General features: G+C 30.6%; 1 protein-coding gene. It reads left to right on the top strand.

All coding sequences use genetic code 11. The annotated features are described in order from the left end of the window. Nucleotides 1-712, top strand: a 712-nt coding sequence (locus Q1B05_RS18545; RefSeq protein ID WP_299782947.1) for a hypothetical protein, incomplete at its 5' end; no start/stop codon positions are given. Nucleotides 713-847 lie beyond the last annotated feature (135 nt).

Raw genomic sequence — 847 nt, forward strand, 5'->3', positions numbered from 1 at the left:
CGTTACCAGCAAGTTGAAAAAAGCAGTACTACAAATATTGATATTATTAATATCATTGAGCTCGATTGCTCAAATTGATGGAAAGTTCAAGCACAACATTTGTGAATTTGGCCCCAATTGTTTTGTATATAAATTCAAAAAAAATGGAACTTTTGAATATCAATATCATCAAGACATTTTAGGTAGTGGAACATTAACTGGTACGTATAAAAAAATAGGAGATACTCTAAAATTAAATCCTGATAAAGTTCTGTACTCTGCAAAATCTAAAATCATTGAGAAAGAATACAAAAATTCTGATTCAACAAAAATTGAGATAAAATATCAACGACTGGCTGAAAAAGGAATAACTGACATAGAAAATTGGGAATGGTATGTATCTATTAATAATGGTAAATTCATTAAAACTAACGAAAACGGAGTTTTAACAATAACAAGAACTAAAGTCAAAAATATTGAAATTAAGGATGTTTTAAAAATGGAAATTAACGATGATTTAATAAACCTGACTGACTCTATTTTCAGACCAGAAACGGATAAAAATCATATTGAGATTTTTGCATCGGAAAGTGAAGAGACTGGAGACATTGCAATATTGGACTGGATGACAAAAGCCTTTGTACTTAAAGGGAAAAAATTGTATCCTCTGACATTTGAACCTGAAGTTGGATTTTTAGGGCAGGAAAAAACATATTATAGGAAATTTGAATAAAACCAGCTGGTAACACCGTATAAAATTAATTGCTAGTGCAAGCCTACTTACGAAAATCCTCGCGGATTTTCTATTCGGTTTGTATTTGCTAAATTAGGTGCTTAAACGACGCAACTAATCTTATACAAACCGTTG

Origin of the sequence: uncultured Formosa sp. (assembly GCF_947500765.1) — a bacterium.
Taxonomy (GTDB): Bacteria; Bacteroidota; Bacteroidia; order Flavobacteriales; family Flavobacteriaceae; genus Formosa.